The 17,225-nt window shown below is 31.8% G+C and carries 20 protein-coding genes; 8 read left to right on the forward strand and 12 right to left on the reverse strand.

Features of this window, described 5'->3' with window-relative positions:
• The first annotated feature begins 142 nt into the window (after nt 1-142).
• The 5 genes from FN795_RS00505 to FN795_RS00525 all read left to right on the forward strand — a co-directional run bounded on the left by FN795_RS00505 (nt 143) and on the right by FN795_RS00525 (nt 4,203).
• A complete protein-coding gene (locus FN795_RS00505; protein ID WP_142448775.1) occupies nt 143-1,009 on the forward strand; it encodes a chromate resistance protein ChrB domain-containing protein in 867 nt (288 codons plus the stop codon).
• Between the two features lie 59 nt (nt 1,010-1,068).
• Complete coding sequence (locus FN795_RS00510) at nt 1,069-1,566, forward strand: hypothetical protein (RefSeq protein ID WP_142448776.1); 498 nt, start codon at nt 1,069-1,071, stop codon at nt 1,564-1,566.
• 2 nt (nt 1,567-1,568) lie between these two features.
• Nucleotides 1,569-2,732 (forward strand): chromate transporter, encoded by a 1,164-nt coding sequence (locus FN795_RS00515; protein ID WP_142448777.1) that lies wholly within the window; start codon nt 1,569-1,571, stop codon nt 2,730-2,732.
• 85 nt (nt 2,733-2,817) lie between these two features.
• Nucleotides 2,818-3,387, forward strand: a complete 570-nt coding sequence (locus tag FN795_RS00520; RefSeq protein ID WP_142448778.1) for a Crp/Fnr family transcriptional regulator — start codon at nt 2,818-2,820, stop codon at nt 3,385-3,387.
• A 78-nt stretch (nt 3,388-3,465) separates the two neighbouring features.
• Nucleotides 3,466-4,203 carry an SDR family oxidoreductase gene (locus FN795_RS00525; RefSeq protein WP_142448779.1) on the forward strand — a complete coding sequence of 246 codons (738 nt, stop codon included), beginning with the start codon at nt 3,466-3,468 and terminating at the stop codon, nt 4,201-4,203.
• 71 nt (nt 4,204-4,274) lie between these two features.
• Here the strand turns inward: FN795_RS00525 and FN795_RS00530 are convergent, their stop codons facing one another.
• Both FN795_RS00530 and FN795_RS00535 read right to left on the reverse strand, forming a co-directional pair.
• Nucleotides 4,275-4,688, reverse strand: coding sequence for a VOC family protein (locus FN795_RS00530; RefSeq protein ID WP_142448780.1), 414 nt, complete (start codon nt 4,686-4,688; stop codon nt 4,275-4,277).
• A 23-nt stretch (nt 4,689-4,711) separates the two neighbouring features.
• Nucleotides 4,712-5,857 (reverse strand): hypothetical protein, encoded by a 1,146-nt coding sequence (locus FN795_RS00535; RefSeq protein ID WP_142448781.1) that lies wholly within the window; start codon nt 5,855-5,857, stop codon nt 4,712-4,714.
• A gap of 188 nt (nt 5,858-6,045) precedes the next feature.
• Between FN795_RS00535 and FN795_RS00540 the strand changes: the two genes are divergently transcribed.
• Both FN795_RS00540 and FN795_RS00545 read left to right on the forward strand, forming a co-directional pair.
• Nucleotides 6,046-6,489, forward strand: coding sequence for a PepSY-like domain-containing protein (locus FN795_RS00540; RefSeq protein WP_142448782.1), 444 nt, complete (start codon nt 6,046-6,048; stop codon nt 6,487-6,489).
• Nucleotides 6,490-6,764: 275 nt separating this feature from the next.
• A complete protein-coding gene (locus FN795_RS00545; RefSeq protein ID WP_142448783.1) occupies nt 6,765-8,216 on the forward strand; it encodes a glycosyltransferase in 1,452 nt (483 codons plus the stop codon).
• Nucleotides 8,217-8,276: 60 nt separating this feature from the next.
• Here FN795_RS00545 and FN795_RS00550 read toward each other — a convergent pair whose 3' ends face one another.
• Together FN795_RS00550 and FN795_RS00555 are read right to left on the reverse strand one after the other, a co-directional pair.
• The gene (locus tag FN795_RS00550; protein ID WP_142448784.1) at nt 8,277-9,332 is read right to left on the reverse strand and encodes a linear amide C-N hydrolase; all 1,056 of its coding nucleotides are present in this window, start codon (nt 9,330-9,332) and stop codon (nt 8,277-8,279) included.
• Between the two features lie 135 nt (nt 9,333-9,467).
• Complete coding sequence (locus FN795_RS00555) at nt 9,468-9,842, reverse strand: hypothetical protein (protein ID WP_035643749.1); 375 nt, start codon at nt 9,840-9,842, stop codon at nt 9,468-9,470.
• Nucleotides 9,843-10,064: 222 nt separating this feature from the next.
• On the opposite strand from FN795_RS00555, the gene FN795_RS00560 reads away from it, so the two are divergent.
• Nucleotides 10,065-11,189 carry a serine hydrolase gene (locus tag FN795_RS00560; protein WP_142448785.1) on the forward strand — a complete coding sequence of 375 codons (1,125 nt, stop codon included), beginning with the start codon at nt 10,065-10,067 and terminating at the stop codon, nt 11,187-11,189.
• 37 nt (nt 11,190-11,226) lie between these two features.
• Here FN795_RS00560 and FN795_RS00565 read toward each other — a convergent pair whose 3' ends face one another.
• The 8 genes from FN795_RS00565 to FN795_RS00600 form a co-directional block, all read right to left on the reverse strand.
• Nucleotides 11,227-12,159, reverse strand: coding sequence for a transglutaminase (locus FN795_RS00565; RefSeq protein ID WP_142448786.1), 933 nt, complete (start codon nt 12,157-12,159; stop codon nt 11,227-11,229).
• A 19-nt stretch (nt 12,160-12,178) separates the two neighbouring features.
• Nucleotides 12,179-13,030 carry a substrate-binding domain-containing protein gene (locus FN795_RS00570; protein WP_142448787.1) on the reverse strand — a complete coding sequence of 284 codons (852 nt, stop codon included), beginning with the start codon at nt 13,028-13,030 and terminating at the stop codon, nt 12,179-12,181.
• Between the two features lie 54 nt (nt 13,031-13,084).
• The gene (locus FN795_RS00575; RefSeq protein WP_035643756.1) at nt 13,085-13,558 is read right to left on the reverse strand and encodes a DUF4265 domain-containing protein; all 474 of its coding nucleotides are present in this window, start codon (nt 13,556-13,558) and stop codon (nt 13,085-13,087) included.
• Nucleotides 13,559-13,657: 99 nt separating this feature from the next.
• On the reverse strand, nt 13,658-14,050 hold the full coding sequence (locus tag FN795_RS00580) for a VOC family protein (RefSeq protein ID WP_142448788.1): 393 nt from the start codon (nt 14,048-14,050) through the stop codon (nt 13,658-13,660).
• 6 nt (nt 14,051-14,056) lie between these two features.
• A complete protein-coding gene (locus tag FN795_RS00585; RefSeq protein ID WP_154275388.1) occupies nt 14,057-14,464 on the reverse strand; it encodes a DinB family protein in 408 nt (135 codons plus the stop codon).
• Between the two features lie 312 nt (nt 14,465-14,776).
• Nucleotides 14,777-15,646: a nucleoside phosphorylase gene (locus tag FN795_RS00590; protein WP_142448790.1), complete on the reverse strand. Its 870-nt coding sequence runs from the start codon at nt 15,644-15,646 to the stop codon at nt 14,777-14,779.
• A 90-nt stretch (nt 15,647-15,736) separates the two neighbouring features.
• Complete coding sequence (locus tag FN795_RS00595; protein ID WP_035643764.1) at nt 15,737-16,069, reverse strand: translation initiation factor; 333 nt, start codon at nt 16,067-16,069, stop codon at nt 15,737-15,739.
• Between the two features lie 105 nt (nt 16,070-16,174).
• A complete protein-coding gene (locus FN795_RS00600) occupies nt 16,175-17,125 on the reverse strand; it encodes an isopenicillin N synthase family dioxygenase (protein WP_142448791.1) in 951 nt (316 codons plus the stop codon).
• Nucleotides 17,126-17,225 lie beyond the last annotated feature (100 nt).

The raw sequence follows: 17,225 nt of genomic DNA on the forward strand, positions 1-17,225 counted from the left end.
TCCATCTGGGTATTTTTCATTTACTTTTGTATAGGTTTCTGTTTTTATTATTCAGATTGATTCGTAAAAAGAAGAATCTGCATAATTTGTAACCAAATGATTTTATTAGATTTGAACATCCGAAATTATAAAATTTTATCAAATGAAATGGATTACCAGAGAACGTCCAAAAATAGACAGAATTGCATGCCCTTGGCTAATTCGAAAATTTGTTGACGCTGAGGCTGAGTTCATTTATGTGCCGTTTAATATCGTTTTGCAAAAAGCAAAAGAACTAAATGCAATTCCGTTTGATATTCCAGATGTTGAATTTACGCATTATGAAGATCAAAGCACTTTTGATTATATCATTAAAAAATATGAGATTGATGATCCCGCAATTTCAATTATCGCGGGTATTGTAAGAGGAGCAGATACAGATCGTCATGATATTGCAAAAGAATCAGCTGGACTTTGGGCGATTTCAGCTGGACTTTCTTATAATATTACGGATGATTATAAATTGCTGGAAACAGGAATGATTCTCTACGATGCTTTGTATAGTTGGGCAACTCATCTATACAAACAAAATCATTTGCAAAATAGCCCTTTTGAGAATTTGCTTCATGAAGTTTACAATAAATTTCTGAAAGACAAAAAATCTTCAGCCAAAACACCAACTTGGGTAAAAGATTTAAAAGAAATAATTCAGGATCAGATTGATGCTCAATTCGCATTTGATTTAAAGAAAATTTCTAATGAATTAGACCTAAATCCGTCCTATTTATCGCGAGAATTTTCTAAACATTTTGAAGATCTGAATTTTGGAGAATATGTTAGAAAGCTCCGAATCGAAAAAGCAATCAGCCTTATTTCAAATTCCTCTCATTCCTTAACCGAAATTGCCTATATGACTGGATTTTCAGACCAAAGTCATTTTACCAGGATTTTCAAAGCACATACGGGCAAAAATCCATCGGCTTATCGAAAAAAAAGTGCAAAAAGTAATCCTGATACAAAAGGTAAATAAGATTCTATTTTAAGCTGTACATGGTTTTTAATTTTGTTTTTATAACTAAAACAAAACCAATGTACTCAAAATCAATCTTTCTTTTTGCAATATTACTATTTAGTATCAATGTTTCATCTCAAACAACATATCCAAAAATAACAGGATATTTTGGGATAATGCATCCAATAGTTACATTTAGTAAAGATGAAACGACTGTAAATTTCAGGGATTATTACGCAGTAGGCTTTCCGACTGGAATTAATATTTGGAAAAGTGAAAAAATTGGTTTTTCGCTTGAATTTGTCCCAAACATAAAAGACGATAACGGAACTGATAAAGTAACCAATTTATTATTTCATCCTGGAGTTTTGGTCGCATTAGGAAAAGGATACACTTTTGCCGGAAGAGCGGCTTTTGAAACGAGTGGCAGATATGGTTTCACACCCGTATTCAATAAAACTATAATTAAAAACAAGAGTTGCAGTTATTATGCCGCCGTGCCATTGCCAGTCCGATTCGGGAATGACCATCCTGCAACTTTCACAGTAGGCTTTCAATTTGGAATTGCGTTTTAATTATGGAAAAAACATCAAAATACAGTTTGTTGCAATTAACACTTTACTTTCTAAAACTCGGAACAACAGGTTTTGGCGGTCCTGTCGCCTTAGTTGGCTATATGCACAAAGATTTGGTAGAAGACCGAAAATGGATTACTGAGGAAGAATACAAACAAGGATTAGCTTTGGCGCAGCTTGCTCCGGGGCCGCTCGCAGCACAATTAGGAATTTATATAGGATTTGTCCATTATAGTTTTTTAGGAGCAACATTAGCCGGTTTTGCGTTTATTTTACCTTCATTTATAATGGTTGTCCTACTAGGAATTGTTTATAAATTATATGGTGGCCTAACATGGATTCAAGCTGTATTTTACGGCGTCGGCGCTTCAGTTGTTGGCATTATTGCACTCAGTTCTTATAAGTTGACTTTGAAATCTATCGGAAAATTAAATCTCGAATCTTTTAAATCGAAATGGCTGCTTTGGTTGTTTTTTATTTCAGCCGCAATCGTAACGTTTGTAACTGAAAAGGAGCAAATTTTACTCTTTATTTTAGCTGGATTTTTTTATATGATTTTCACAGCTCCTCCAAAATGGTGGAATTTTAAAACAACAAATTCTTTGGTTTTATTTCAATTTACTCTTTGGAATTCAGAAGAATCAACACTCGTTAAATTAGCTCTATTTTTTGCTAAAGCAGGCGCATTTGTTTTTGGAAGCGGATTAGCCATTGTTCCGTTTTTGCACTCTGGCGTTGTAGCAGAAAACCATTGGCTCACTGAACAGCAATTTCTGGATTCTGTCGCCGTAGCAATGATTACGCCGGGGCCAGTTGTAATAACTGTGGGCTTTATTGGCTATTTAGTTAACGGATTTTCGGGCGCTTTAATAGCAGCTTTAGCCACTTTTTTACCTTGTTATTTGTTTACGATTATATTGGCGCCGTATTTCAAGAAAATTGCCGATAATAAATCGGTAAAAGCTTTTGTGGAAGGAATTACTGCTGTTGTAATTGGCGCTTTAGTTGGATCTGTAGTTGTTATTTCCTTGCGAAGTATTATCGATATACCAACAGCAATAATTGCCATTTTGACTGTTTTGGCCTTGATTTATTTAAAAAAAATCCAAGAGCCTTATATCATTTTAATTGCTGGACTTATCGGTGTATTTATAAAATTGATTTAATTCGGACTTAGAAAATATTTTCAGAAACTTTATTTTTTTGCCAAATGACAAATTTGTACTAAAAAGTTATGCTTAACTTTCATGCATGAAAGAACTAGTAAATTATATATTGCAATTTGGCAATTTGAATCAGCAGCAAATTGATTTGATTTTATCAAAAGGACAAGAAAGAGAAATTCGCAAAGAGAAGTATTTTGCAGAAGCAGGAAAAGTCGCGGCTGAAGTTGGTTTTATAATAGACGGAATAATGCGTGTTTGTTATTATGATAATAAAGGCGAAGAAATTACAAAATACTTTATTGAAGAAAACAATCTCGTTGTAGATTTAGAAAGTTTCGATAATGGCATTTGTTCGTCGTGCTATGTACAAGCGGTTACAGATTGTAAAATCATTGTTTTTTCAAAGAAAGGCTGGCAGGAATTATTAGATACTATTATTGGTTGGGACACCATTGTTCATAAAATAATTTCAAAAGCTTTAATTCAGAAAGTTGCCAGAAGAAGCCCACTTGTTTCAGAGGATGCAACGACTCGTTATTTGTCTTTTATGAAAATGTTCCCGAATGTCATCAATCGAATTCCGCTTTCTTATTTAGCTTCTTATCTTGGAATCACGCAGTCTTCATTAAGCCGAATTAGGAAAAACATACGTTAAATTGTTTTTTTGCCATTTGGCAAATGTTTCTATTTTTTAGGGTTGCAACTTTGTATTAATAATTTTAAAACGTAAAAAATGAAATCAGTATTAATTACAGGTGCAAACAGAAGCATTGGTTTAGAAATAGTTAAACAGCTTTCGAAAAAAGGTTTATTTGTTTATTTAGGAAGTCGAGATCTTGTAAAAGGAGAAGAAGTAGTTGCCGAATTAGCTCAAAACGGATTTGAAAACGTAAAAGCAATCCAAATTGATGTTACGAATCAGGAGAGTGTTTTAGCCGCTAAGAATAGCATCGAAAAAGAACAAGGCAAACTTGATATTTTGATCAATAATGCCGGAGTTTTAGGAGCAATGCCGCAAAATTCTTCTACAACTTCAATTGAAAACATACAAGAGACATTTGATACGAATTTCTTCGGAGTTATCAGAGTTACTCAATTGTTTCTTGATTTGCTTAAAAAATCGGACAGTCCAAGAATCAGCAATATTACATCTGGTCTAGGTTCGCTTACTTTACACAGTGATCCAACTTGGAAATATTATCCATTTAAGGCGGTTTCATATGTTTCATCAAAAACAGCTTTAAACGCTTTTACAGTCGCTTTGGCTTTTGAATTAAAAGATTTGCCATTTAAAGTGAATTCAATCGATCCGGGTTATACCGCGACTGATTTCAATAATTTTAACGGACCTGGAAGTGTTGAAAGTGCTGCAAGCTTCATCATCAAACATACTTTGACAGATGAAAACGGGCCAACAGGAAAGTTTTTTAGCAACGATATTGAAGACGAAAGCGAAGAAAGTCCGTGGTAAATTAAAATTTATAATCGAAAAAACTCCAAGATCAATTGATTTTGGAGCTTTTTTTATTATGTTTTATTTCATTAAATCGGTTCCCAAAGTTCAATTTTATTGCCATCCGCATCCATAATATGGACAAATTTGCCATAATCATAAGTGGCAATATCATCCAAAACTGTCACTCCGTTTTCTTTCAGTTGATCTATCAATCCTTCAATGTTTTGCACGCGATAATTAATCATAAACTCTTTTTTAGAAGGAGAAAAATAATCATCATTTTTCTTGAACGGACTCCATTGAAGTGCTTCCTTTAAATCTGGATTGTCAACATTTCTGGATTCAAATGTTGATCCCCAATCATTGACTTCAAGTCCTAAATTTTTAGCATACCATTCTCTTGTTTCTTTCGGGTTTTCAGTAAAAAAGAAAATGCCGCCAACTCCAGTAACTTTTGGTATTTTATCTGAATTAGCTTCTTGATTTTTTTGATCTTCCATAGCTATACTTTATTAAATTATTTTTAATTCAAACGATTATCAAAAAGACCTTCCTTAATGAGACTAAAAGAATGAATTTCATTATTATTTTTGACTACGTTTACTAATTCATCTAACCAGATAGGGTCAACAAAAAACGGATCTCTATCAAAATTTTGTTCTACAACTTGCTGCTTTAAATCTTTGCACAAAAGAGCAAACGTTTTTATAAAATTATTTCTGTAATTTTCAAAAACCGGAATAGCACGAAAGTGAAAATTAATTCCTGATTTCTTTGAAAGTGTCATTATTATATCAACATTTTCAGGTCCGGTAATAATCAATTCGTCATATTCTGGAAGAGCAATTCGCGTATCATCACTACTTAATTTTAATGCATAACTGAATTTTCCTAATATATAAGAATAACAATCGGCACAATTGGTATGATATTCTTTTAAAACAGGCAATAACTCAGATTGATCAAAACTAATATTTTGCTCGCCGTTCCACCATAACTCATATTCTTTGTATTTACTGTCCTCTAGTGTTTGCTTTTCTTTATCTAAATTAAAACTGTTTATGCTAAAAGTTTCAAATTCAACTTCTTTTTCATTTTCTTCAACAGTATTTGGATCTGTAACTGCATAATAAATTAGATCTTCAAAGCCTTCTTTTAAAAAATATTCTTTTACCTTATTGATATAATGTATTGATTCTGGTCTGTCAAATAGTAAAACAGCATATTTTTTATAATCATCTATAACAATTCCATTTGTTTTGAAAATGCCTTTTTCGAAAACTTTATCAATACAAAGACTTGTAGCATATTTATCAGTGTTTTCCAATAAAGAACCACCATAATCATTTTCAACCTTTTTATTTGTTTTTTTCGAAAGCCATTCATTTAGTTTGCCAATTAAAACCAATGAATTTACCATAAACATCCTTTTTCTCAGAATAATATCGCCTGTTTTCTCGTCAAAATTATTACTGAATTCTTTATTGCTGCTTAAAAATTCATCAGTAATCAAAGGCCAGTGTTCTGGAGCATTTGTAAAAAAAGGATTTCCCGGTAACGGAATTTTTTGTTCCACTTTTTCTTCTTTAACAATTCGTCTACCGCTATTGTCTGTTAATGGAGTAGGTGTAGGCATATCTAACCCAAATAATCTCGAAAAGAAACCCATATATTAAATTAATTTTAGATGTTTTTAAAGTACTTATTATAATTATTTTATTTACAAAATTCAGGATATTTAAAGATTAAATGTAGCAAAAAAGTACTTCAAAAAAACCAAAAGCTTTCTTAATTTGATTTGAATTCGGTGTTAGTAATTGTAAATTAGCTACATACGAAATTTAAAAAGTGTAAATTATGAAAACACATCATATAATTGTCGCATTATTATTCGGTTTTGTAATATCGGCCAAAGCTCAGAAAAGAATTGAAACTACTGAATTGCCAAAAGCGGCACAGGAATTTCTTCTAAAACATTTTAGTTATACAACTGTAGATATTGCTAAAAAAGATGCAGAACATGGTGAAAAAGGCTATGAAGTTATATTAAAAGACGGAACCGAAGTTGAATTTTGGAAAGATGGCTCGTATCGTGAAGTTGATGGAGAAAAAAATCCGATCCCGACAGACTTTATTCCGGCAAACATTAAAGATTACGTTTCTAAGAATTATCCAAATGAAAAGATTACGCATATCGATTATGGACACAAAGATCTGGACGTCGATTTAACAAATGGTATTGATTTAGAATTCACCAAAGATGGAAAAATTCTAAAAGACAAAAACAATAATATCAAATAAATTTCGTTTTTAAAATCTCCGGACAGCCCTATTTCTGGGGATTTTTTTTCAAATATAAAGTATAAACTTTTTACAACTGTATAAATTTTATACATCTTAATTTTAGTTAAAATTTGCTAAATCGCTAATTATCAGTTTTTATTTTTTATGGCACAACGCTTGTAAAATGGAATACAGTCCATTTTTGTGTAATTCATTTTTCATTGTTTAACGAAAAAGAAAAAAGCAGAAATGGTCAATTTAAAAGCCATTTTACGATAAAAGCAAATAGCCTCATGAAAAGTGAAACAATTATTTCTGAATCATTTTATACTTCAGATAAAAATCTCAACACAAAAGAACAAATATTAAAAAAATCAATTTTTAGTTCGAATACCAAATCCCTTAAAAAATCAACTGAAAAAACATCAAGCCCATTAGGTTCAATTGTACTCGCAGGTACTTTTTTACTAATGTTAGGAGGCGCTTTTGTAGTTTATACTTTGCAATCTGATTTTGATCAATTTCAATTGGATAGAATAAATTCGAGTTGGGGATTTCCATTTTTAATTCTAGCCGCAGCTTTGTTCTTTTTTCAGACAGGTTCATTTTTGTACAATTTGTATTTATATTTTAAATACAAGCCAATTGAATCAGTTTCAGATGATTTATTGCCAACTTGTACAGTAATTGTTCCCGCTTACAACGAAGGAAAATTAGTTTGGGAAACCTTATTAAGCCTTGCAGACAGCGATTTTCCAGAGCAAAAACTTCAAATACTTGCTATTGATGATGGAAGTAAAGATGATACTTGGTATTGGATGCAACAGGCAAAAATTAAGCTTGGGAATCGTTTATCTATTTATCAGCAGCCTGAAAATAAAGGAAAACGTCACGCGCTACACCGCGGATTCGAACTTGGTACGGGAGAAATTTTTGTAACTGTTGATAGTGATTCAATTGTAAAAAAAGATACATTGCGAAATTTAGTAAGTCCGTTTGTTGTTGATCAAAAATGTGGCGCCGTTGCAGGAAATGTTCATGTTTTAAACAATAAAAAAGCCTTATTGCCAAAAATGCTGAACGTTAGTTTTGTGATGAGTTTCGAATTCATGCGTTCAGCTGAAAGTATGCTGGGGTCTGTGTTATGCACGCCTGGCGCAGCAGCAGCATACAGAAGAGATGCCGTATTTGAATGTCTGCCAGAATGGATTAATCAAACCTTTATGGGGCAACCATCAGATATTGGTGAAGACCGAGCTATGACAAATATGATTTTAAAACAAGGGCTTCATGTTTTGTTTCAAAGAAATGCTTACGTTTTAACAAACGTTCCGGAAGAATATAAAGGTTTGTACAAAATGTTTATCAGATGGGGCAGAAGCAATGTTCGCGAGAATATCATGATGGCGCAATATGTTTTTAAAGATTTTAGAAATGAGTCTAAATTTGGCGCAAGACTTTTGTTCATAAATCAGTCTTTAAAAATAATTATGGCATATCCATTCTTGTTATTTATGCTATTTTTTATAGCTGTGCATCCAGTATTGTTTTTTAGTTCAACACTTTTAAGCATCTTAATTGTGTCAACGTTTTCAGTGTTATTTTATGCTAAAAGATACAGTTTTGCTGATGCTTTTTGGGCTTATTCTTACAGTATATTTTATACTTTCAGTTTGTTTTGGATAACACCTTACGCGATAGCTACTGCCAATAAAAAAGGTTGGCTGACACGCGGTTTATCTTAATTTCAAAAAACAAAACCCTCAGGATTTCTGAGGGTTCTGTTTTTTAATTAAAGTTTTCATTTAATCTAAACCTGCAAATTTGAATGGCGCCATCGCCTGAAAATTCATCGAAGATTCTCCAGAATAATTTTCATTATTAGCCAAGCTAAGTTTTCGCACTTTAGCTTTTTCGCTAAAATCAAGTTTACTAAATTCAACCCAAACCACATTTGGATTTAAGACATTGTCAAAATAGTAAACCAGATTTTTTTGATCAGCAACAGTTCTCCATCGTGTTGACGATATATTTGGTTCTGTAGCAGAAGAAATTCCAAGTGGTACAGAACAATTTCTAATCACGCCAAAAACGCTTGCAAGCGCAGTTCTTATATTATCGGTTTTAGGAATGGCATCTATATAATAATGAGCTCTCACAAATCGATCTGCGGCTCTATTTGTTCCTGGCAGCATTATTGTTCCTGGAATACTTTTCCAATACGCATTTATAGCCAGTTGTTCATCAAAAATAGGAGAGTTTGTCATCGCTACATATGATTTGTCATGATGAATTACCAATTTTCCGTTTATATATTCAAAAATTGCATTATCTCCAGATGCGTCAGATATTGACAAATGTACTGTCGCAAAAATATCTGTGCCCGGAATATGTGAAGATGTTACAGTAAATTCATTTTTCTCCAAAGCATCTACAGCTTCAGAAACAGTAGAAAAATTATCCAAAACATATTGGAGCCATAATGAGACTGCCAAACCTTTTGTTTTGCTGTTTTTTTCAAATTGTGGATAAGTTGATTCAGCTAGCCAGAGTAAATTCCCAACCAAACCTTTTTCGTTCATTCCATCAGAAGAAGCAATGTCCCAAGAACTTGTAACCACACTTCCAAATTTTGCTTTCCATTTAACGGAGTTATTTCCGGCTTCTCCAAACCTTTCAATTCCTCTTGGAAAAACCCACAAATTAGCCGGAATTTCGCCTCTCCAGTCCATTGAGCGAGCGGTTAAAATAGTGCCATTCGGACCTTGATAAACTATTCTTGTGCAGGCAAAGTTTTTTTCGGAATAAATTATTGTGCTCAAAAAAGCAAAAATCATTAAAATTCTAATTTTTGTCTTCATATAACTAACTTTTATTTTGGTTAAAAAAGAAACTCGTTTTGAATTCTGTAAAATAAAAAACTCCTAAAAACTTGAGATTATTTAGGAGTTTTCAATGATTTTTTTGTGGTTATTGTTTATTTGTGAGTGAAGAGATCAAATCTTTTTAAGAGTCAATTTTACTTCATCAGTCTCTAAAATTAGATTGTCATCAGTGATAGTGCTCACACAAGGCCACGGAGTACCTGTTTCGTCTTTAATTACAAGGCTTTTACCTTTTTTGGTTAAAGCATAAGTACCATCTGTCATTTCTCTTAGTAAAAATCCTGTTACATGACCATCTTCAGTAAAAGTTAATTGGCCGTTAGTAAGAATCACATTTTTCAATGAATCAGAAAGTGGTTTTTTGTTTGCTTCAACACCCGTAACTTTCCACGAACTTACTAATTCATTTCTTTTTGCTTTGTTGCATGAAAGAATTAATACTGCAGATAATAAAATTCCGAAGATAAATAATTTAGATTTTTTCATAATTCTGTGATTAAAAAATTAGACAGGAAAAGTTACAAAAAAAAACAATAGTTAAAATATTTATAATCAAATATTTACAATCTAATAGGATTAAAAGTAAAAAAAACAACTTAAATGGCTGTGTTTTGTAATAATTTGAAGATAAACGTACTACATATTTTCACTAAAGATGTAAAACTAATATTCATTTTTTATATTTGAGTTTTCATTTTAACTTAAATTATGTCGTTAATAAAAAAAGCAATTTTATATTTTGCCATTCTGTTGCTCTATAACTGTAGTTCTAAAAAGAATGTTCTAGAAAAAGTATTAGCTACTGATAATGAAAAAATAAAAGAGGTAATAAAAAATTCAAAGCAATATGAGCTTCAAATCATTTACACTCAAATTGTAAGAGACAAAGGAAAAATCACATTTAAGGATTATACATATAATTTAGACGCATCAAACTATTATTATCCAGCAAGTACTATAAAATTTCCAATAGCAATTTTAGCACTTGAAAAGTTAAATACTATAGAAAATACGTCTGTAAATAGCATTTATACTATAGAAGGAAGTTCTGAAAAACTAAAATTTGCTGATGAAATCACTAAAGTTTTTGCTGTAAGCGATAATGTGGCCAGCAGCAATTTATTTGAGTTTACAGGTTTTGATTATATCAATCAAAAAATGAAAGAAAAAGGATTAGAGCCTTTCAGAATCAGTCACAGACTTTCTGGTTCTGAACCTTCAAATCCTCTTGTAAAATCGGTTACATTATACAAAGATAACGGATCTATTGAAGTTTTTCCTTCAAAATTAAACGAAAAAAGTGCAACATTAGAACTTAATAACCTCATTAAAGGAACAGGATTTATTAAAGGCGATCAACTTGTAAATGAACCTTTTGACTTTTCTAAGAAAAATTATTATCCGTTAGAAACGCTTCATAATACATTAAAAAGAATTGTATTTCCTGAAGCTTTTAATGAAAGTGAACGTTTTAAAATAACAGATAAAGAGCGTGAGTTTATTTTGTTTTCGATGCAGAATTTACCTCGAAATGCTGGTTATAACCCAAAAGAATATTATGACAGCTACTGTAAATTTTTCATGTTTGGTGATACAAAAAATCAAATCCCTGATAACATAAAAATATACAATAAAATTGGTCAAGCATACGGAACCATGACAGAAACAGCTTATATAATTGATACTGAAAATAAAGTTGAATTTATGTTGTCCGCAACAATATTGGTCAATAAAGATGGTATTTTTAATGATGGTGTTTACGAATACAATTCTGTTTCACTTCCTTTTTTTGCTGCGCTTGGAAGAGAATTATATGCAAAATCAAAAATGTGATTTATGAAAATATGAAAAACAGAATGAAATTCATTATTTAGTTAAGCGTTAATTCTCCCAAAATTTCCTCATATAAAAATGGCCCGCCAGGATAGGTAGCGGTATAATCTAAATTCATCCAGACTTGTCCGCGTTCATCAATATGGTAATGTATTTTTTTGCCATAACTTTCTTTGACAAAAAGAACATTTTTTATCAGGAAATTGACCTTTTCTAAATCAATTAAAGAACCAATTAAAATTTCTGGATAAATATGGCCTTTGGTATGAATAAGCCTCGGAGTTCCGCCAATTGCCCGAATTGCAGCTGCCATTAAAATGGAATGATCATCACAATCTCCGGAAAAATATTCCAAAGATTCGCTTGCAGTTGCAATATAATCACCTTCCTTTGGATCATTTACATAATTCCATCGGCTGTTGATTTCTTTAAAAACGGCGAAACATTGAATTGTAGTACGATAATCTGAATAGCCTTTAAGACCTTTAAAATGCTTTGTAGTCGCCATAATAGCAAAATTCCGAACTTTTGGATTTTGATATTCAATCGCATTTATAATTTTTGATTTATTTGGAAATGGAAGCAATTTTGCCACAATGATATCTTGTGGAAAAGGATTGTCAGACATGGTATAAATCATCGAATTATAGTCTTCTGAAATTTCACTGAAACCATAATTTCCAATGACAGAACCATAAAACAAAACCAGCAAATAAACTGCAACACACAAAATTATTATCGTTCGCAGCAACATCAACAATAAAAAGATAGCCGCAAAAACAAAAAGAAAAATAAAGACGCGATCTAAATTGAAAGCCCAATTTAAATCGCGGAGATTTTGATGCAGAATGATGAAAATCGGAATGGTGATCAAAAGACTCAACAGCATAATAATAATCCTGTCATAAGGTGATTTCACCTGTAATTTGGATTTTAATTGCGGAAAGTCAATTTTAGGGAATTTCATCATAAAAATTCAAAGCAGTTTTTTAAAGCGCTTTTACGGTTTCAACAAAAGTACTTTTTTTATCGATAATTCCCAGATCGAATAATTGATTTTGAATTTTCGTAAATGCTTTTTCGTTTAAATGTTTTTGAGACCATTGTGTGAGTTTCAGCCACTCGCGAATGTCTTCTTTTTTTTGATTAAAAAGTTCAGCTAATGTTTTGTCAATATGTGGAATTTGAGCAAAATCCTGCGTTGTTTTATTGATAATTTCGAGAATTTTCTCCATTGCTTTTGTGTTCTTTTTCAAAAATTCATCACGAACTGCAATTACAAAAGAAGGCCATGGCGTAGGGCAGTCACCCACACGTCTGAACACACCTTTGTCAACCAGAGGTTTCGTCATAAAACGTTCCCACATAAAATAATCTGCAGTTCCGTTTGTCAAAGCTTCAACAGCGCCATCAATTGTATTGATGATTTCAAATTTCAATTCATCTTGTTCCCAACCTTGTTCAGCAGCATTTACATACGCCATTAGTTGCGAACCTGATCCAATTCTTGAAATTGCCACTTTTTTGTTTTCTAAATCTTTTACAGTTTGAAAATCTGATTTAGCTGCTACATGAATTCCCCAAATTAAAGGAGACTGTACATAAATCTGAACAATTTTGCTTGGATTTCCTGCCAAAATATCTTTGACAATTCCTTCTGTCAGGATAACGGCAATATCAGCTTCTCCATCACGAAGCATCTGGCACATCTTGCCTGTTCCTTCAGGAATATCTTTCCATTGCAAATCAATGCTTTCTGCCTCAAATTCGCCATTTTCAATGCATAGATGCCATGGCAAATTGAAGTGTTCGGGAACACCCACAATGTTTACGGTTTTCATTACAGTTTTAAGTTTAAGTTAAGTTTGGTATGCGTATTCTTAAGTTTTGTTTGTTTAGTTTTTTAATAAATCTGCCCGATGTTTGTCTGAAAGACATGGCTCAGCATATTCAATTATTTCTTCCGATTCATATTCGTTCAAAATGCTTTTTACTAATGAATAATCAACATCACGAACAATTTCAACTGCAAATAAAGTTTCGTTTAAACCTTCAGACTGGCAATTAATTGCTTTTAATTTTTCTCGGATAATTTCTTTATCAAATCCTTTTTCTAAAATTAAAACCTGAACAATCGAATTTCCTGAATTTTCAATAGTTTCTTTGTAGACAAAGCGATTTTCCTTCTCGTCAAATTCAGCAAAAAACAAATCATCTGTCGCAATAAGTGGTCCAAAAAATGGAATATTATCCAATTTAAAAAGACCTTTTTCTAAATCTATAATTTCAGCCCACATGGTTTCTGAAACATTGTCTTCTAAATAATCGCTGTAATATTTAAAAAGTATTTTTTTGTGTGTTTCTGTCATTATTTAATCTGAAATTATTTTTTAATTACCCAATCCTTTAATGATTTGGAAGTGGCTTTGAATTATCTAATTTTCAAATTGACTAATTGTCTAATTTGTTTATTCAATTTCGCTTATTTCAGCTTTTAATGGTGATATAACTATACGATAACCATCTGGATCCTGAATCATTTTTCCGTTTTCATTCCAAAATGGATTTGTTGCAGCTATAGTTGAGATATTATGGTGTTCAAGTTTGTTTATGAGATTATTATAATCTAAAATTGATTTCGGATACAGTACAATAACGTCGTCTTCATCAAATGTATGTTTTGCTTTATTATTGGACTGAGTGAATTCAAAATGCCAGTCTAAACCTGATTTCCCAATGAAAATTCCATTGTAATTATTATGATTTAGAAACTCTCCCAATTGTTCAAAACCAAGAATATTTACATAAAAATCTTCAATTTTTTTTAAATCATCGGTGTGTCGTGCAACTCTTAAAAACATAAAATTTTAGGATTTTATCTGATTGATATGATGTTCTAAATGTTCCACATAATCTGTCATAAGAAACCTTAAATCGATAACAGATTCATCACTTAGAACAATTTTATAATTCAAAGCTTCCTCATTAACAGATTTCATAATCTTTACAATTTGATTGTTCAGTACAAACCAAAGTTGTATTAACTCGTCAATATCCATCTCCTGATACTGATTTAAATTTACTAAATCTATTTGATTATACGGTCTGTGTCTATATGGTTTCTCTGCATAATTAATTTCTGTAAAACGTACCAAATTATGAACCGCCGAATCTACTAAATGCCCTAAAATCTCTTTCTTAGACCATTTTCCAGTTTTTTTTTCTTCTAAAACATTTTTACTAATTTCGGGAAAATAGTTAACATTTTCCCTCAATAACTTTTCAAATTTAAGAATAGCGTTTTCCACGAGCTAATTACTTCTGAACTGATTTAAATATTTATCCTTCAATTTTTTTTATCAACAAAATAAAACTTACAAAAATGAATATAGACACAAAAAAGTTTTTATTCGCTGTTGTAAAACCATTTTTATCTAAGACTTGATTTTTCAAATCCATATAATAATCTAAATCTTTAGGATATTTTTCTTCAATAGATGCGTTTAGCAATTGAAAAAAACACCATCTAATCAAACCTCCAATACCAAAAAAGAATCTCTGTAAAATATGAGTAAAAATGTGTCCCATTATTTTTCGGCAAGTTTGTTAAGCGTATATGTAATAAGTTCATCAACAGCTTTATAAGGATCTTCGCTGAAAGTTCCAGATGCACGATTGGCAATAATGGCATTTAAAGATAGTGCATTATGTCCTAACAGTGCTGATAACCCATAAATTGCCGCTGTTTCCATCTCTAAATTAGTGATTTTAGTGCCATCAAAATCAAAATTATCCATTTTATTGTTTAATTCTTCATCTTGAATATTCAAACGCAAAACACGTCCCTGAGGTCCATAAAAACCGCCTGCAGTAGCCGTAATTCCTTTAAATATTTTTTCTGATTCAATGATTTTTTCTAATTTTTCAGAACACGCAATCGCATAAGGTCTTCCCTTGCGGATATCCCAATTTGTATGCATGATAAAAGCATCTTCAATAGCAGCATTTGAAACATCATCAATCAAATAGGAGCGAAGCATATTATCAAGTCCAAGTCCGAATTTTGACATCACAAAACTATCAACAGGAATATCTTCCTGCAAAGAACCCGAAGTCCCAATTCTGACAATATTTAGAGAAGTTAAATTTTCTTTTGGTGTACGCGTTTCCAAATTAATATTTACCAATGCATCCAATTCATTTAGTACAATATCAATATTGTCCGGACCGATTCCTGTAGAAATAACTGAAATTCTTTTTCCTTTATAAATTCCGGTTTGGGTTTTAAATTCTCTTTTTTGTGTCGAAAATTCAATTTTTTCAAAAAACTGAGTGATTTTTTCTACTCTGTTTTGATCTCCAACAAAAATAATGTCGTGTGCAATATGTTCAGGACGAAGGTTTAAGTGATAAACGCTTCCGTCTGGGTTAAGTATTAATTCTGATGCTTGTATCATATTTTTTAAGATGCTAAGTTTCTAAGATGCTAAGATTCTAAGTTTTTTGTTTCAGATTCACATAACTTGAAACCTGAAACATTAAACTTTTTAGCCTCCTACACGTTTTGTTTTAAATCCTTTTTCTTTTAAAATAGCCATTATTTTGTCACGATAATCACCTTGAATGATGATTGAATCGTCTTTAAAAGTTCCGCCAACGCTAAGTTTTGTTTTGATTTCTTTGGCTAAGATTTTAAAATCTTCATCTGAGCCTTCATAGCCTTCAATTATAGTGGTGGCTTTCCCTTTTCGTTTTTCAAATTTACAAATCATAGGCTCTTTCTGAACATACAATACATGCTCTTCTGCCTGAATTTCTTCAGGTTCATTTGATTCCATGTGATCCGGAAATAAGTTTTTCAACTGATCTTTTAAATCCATAATATATTAAATTCGAATATTTAAAGTTATGTAAAAATGAAATTCCAAATTCCAAAATAAGGTATTTCTTGGAATTTGGAATTTTAAAATTGAGAATTTTAGATTTTATTTTTTAATTAAACCCAATTCTACTAAACGTTCGTGTAAAAACTCTCCCGCAGAAATATCTTCATATTTTTTAGGGTTTTCGTCATCGATACAGTTTTCTAAACAATCCAAACGCATATCGCTTACTGGATGCATGAAAAACGGAACTGAAAAACGAGAAGTTCCCCATAATTCTCTCGGCGGATTTACCACTTGGTGAATTGTTGATTTTAATTTATTGTTTGTATGTCTTGACAACATATCCCCAACATTAATTACTAATTCATCATCAGCTGCGATGGCGTCGATCCATTCTCCATCATGATTTTGAACCTGCAATCCTTTTCCTTGTGCTCCCATTAAAAGTGTGATAAGATTGATATCACCATGAGCCGCTGCACGAATTGCGTTTTCTGGCTCAGAAGTAATTGGAGGATAGTGAATTGGTCTTAAAATTGAGTTTCCTTCTTTAGCATATTCATCAAAATAAAACTCATCTAAACCTAAATGCAAAGCTAAAGCTCTAAGCACATAAACACCTGTTTTCTCAAGCATTTGGTAGGCATCTTTACCAACTTCATTAAAACGTGGCAATTCTTTTACTTCAACATTGTCTGGATATTCTGAAGCCCATCTTGATTCTTTGTCAACATACTGACCAAAGTGCCAAAATTCTTTTAAATCTCCTTCTTTGCGTCCTTTAGCATGTTCTTTTCCAAAAGATACATAACCTCTTTGTCCGCCAATACCAGGAATTTCATAATTATGCTTAGTTTCTATTGGCAAAGCGAAAAATTTTCTAATTTCGCTATAAAGCTCGTCTACCAATTGATCATCTAAGAAATGACCTTTTAGGGCTACGAAGCCAATGTTTTCAAATGCACTGCCGATTTCATTTACAAATTTTTGTTTACGTTTCGGGTCGTCCGAAAGGAAATCACGTAAGTCTACACTAGGAATGTTTTGCATACTTTACATTTTTTGTTTAAAGATGAAAGGTGTCGAAAAAACCTTTCAGAAACAAAGGTAGAGAATATTTTAGAATTGAATTTTAAAAGTTATATTAAAA

The sequence above is a fragment of the Flavobacterium resistens genome (genome assembly GCF_900182645.1).
In the GTDB taxonomy this organism is placed as follows: Bacteria; Bacteroidota; Bacteroidia; order Flavobacteriales; family Flavobacteriaceae; genus Flavobacterium; species Flavobacterium resistens.

What these genes read in the sequence shown, in the direction of transcription:
- FN795_RS00505 (WP_142448775.1), top strand. Translation starts at nt 143, where the DNA reads ATGAAATGGATTACCAGAGAACGTCCAAAAATAGACAGAATTGCATGC.
- FN795_RS00510 (WP_142448776.1), top strand. Translation starts at nt 1,069, where the DNA reads ATGTACTCAAAATCAATCTTTCTTTTTGCAATATTACTATTTAGTATC.
- FN795_RS00515 (WP_142448777.1), top strand. Translation starts at nt 1,569, where the DNA reads ATGGAAAAAACATCAAAATACAGTTTGTTGCAATTAACACTTTACTTT.
- FN795_RS00520 (WP_142448778.1), top strand. Translation starts at nt 2,818, where the DNA reads ATGAAAGAACTAGTAAATTATATATTGCAATTTGGCAATTTGAATCAG.
- FN795_RS00525 (WP_142448779.1), top strand. Translation starts at nt 3,466, where the DNA reads ATGAAATCAGTATTAATTACAGGTGCAAACAGAAGCATTGGTTTAGAA.
- FN795_RS00530 (WP_142448780.1), bottom strand. Translation starts at nt 4,688, where the DNA reads ATGGAAGATCAAAAAAATCAAGAAGCTAATTCAGATAAAATACCAAAA.
- FN795_RS00535 (WP_142448781.1), bottom strand. Translation starts at nt 5,857, where the DNA reads ATGGGTTTCTTTTCGAGATTATTTGGGTTAGATATGCCTACACCTACT.
- FN795_RS00540 (WP_142448782.1), top strand. Translation starts at nt 6,046, where the DNA reads ATGAAAACACATCATATAATTGTCGCATTATTATTCGGTTTTGTAATA.
- FN795_RS00545 (WP_142448783.1), top strand. Translation starts at nt 6,765, where the DNA reads ATGAAAAGTGAAACAATTATTTCTGAATCATTTTATACTTCAGATAAA.
- FN795_RS00550 (WP_142448784.1), bottom strand. Translation starts at nt 9,332, where the DNA reads ATGAAGACAAAAATTAGAATTTTAATGATTTTTGCTTTTTTGAGCACA.
- FN795_RS00555 (WP_035643749.1), bottom strand. Translation starts at nt 9,842, where the DNA reads ATGAAAAAATCTAAATTATTTATCTTCGGAATTTTATTATCTGCAGTA.
- FN795_RS00560 (WP_142448785.1), top strand. Translation starts at nt 10,065, where the DNA reads ATGTCGTTAATAAAAAAAGCAATTTTATATTTTGCCATTCTGTTGCTC.
- FN795_RS00565 (WP_142448786.1), bottom strand. Translation starts at nt 12,159, where the DNA reads ATGATGAAATTCCCTAAAATTGACTTTCCGCAATTAAAATCCAAATTA.
- FN795_RS00570 (WP_142448787.1), bottom strand. Translation starts at nt 13,030, where the DNA reads ATGAAAACCGTAAACATTGTGGGTGTTCCCGAACACTTCAATTTGCCA.
- FN795_RS00575 (WP_035643756.1), bottom strand. Translation starts at nt 13,558, where the DNA reads ATGACAGAAACACACAAAAAAATACTTTTTAAATATTACAGCGATTAT.
- FN795_RS00580 (WP_142448788.1), bottom strand. Translation starts at nt 14,050, where the DNA reads ATGTTTTTAAGAGTTGCACGACACACCGATGATTTAAAAAAAATTGAA.
- FN795_RS00590 (WP_142448790.1), bottom strand. Translation starts at nt 15,646, where the DNA reads ATGATACAAGCATCAGAATTAATACTTAACCCAGACGGAAGCGTTTAT.
- FN795_RS00595 (WP_035643764.1), bottom strand. Translation starts at nt 16,069, where the DNA reads ATGGATTTAAAAGATCAGTTGAAAAACTTATTTCCGGATCACATGGAA.
- FN795_RS00600 (WP_142448791.1), bottom strand. Translation starts at nt 17,125, where the DNA reads ATGCAAAACATTCCTAGTGTAGACTTACGTGATTTCCTTTCGGACGAC.